Source organism: Photobacterium sp. R1 (assembly GCF_054600795.1).
This window is the reverse complement of record NZ_BAAHZP010000715.1, coordinates 1-256: the sequence shown is the minus strand read 5'-3', so window position 1 is coordinate 256 and position 256 is coordinate 1. Positions and strand designations below refer to the sequence as shown.

Below are 256 nucleotides of genomic sequence, written 5' to 3'. Positions count from 1 at the left end.
AGTGACCCTTCCCAGGTTATCGGTTTGATTGCAGGTGGCCACGAAGCGATTTTCCGTGCCGTAGAGAATGCAGAAGACAATAGCGAGCTCGGTGCAGACGATCTGAAAGCCCTGAATTTTTCTGACCAGGATGTCTTAGTCGGCATTGCTGCCAGTGGCCGCACGCCTTATGTTATCGGCGCGATGAAATACGCAAAATCGATCGGTGCGACCGTTGCCAGCATCAGTTGCAATCCGGACAGTGCCATGACCCGAC

The 256-nt window shown here is 53.5% G+C and carries 1 protein-coding gene; it reads left to right on the top strand.

Annotated elements, in window-relative coordinates; translation table 11 throughout:
• A partial coding sequence (locus tag ACYP03_RS26945) for an SIS domain-containing protein (protein ID WP_459782798.1) occupies positions 1-256 on the top strand: 256 nt, incomplete at both ends.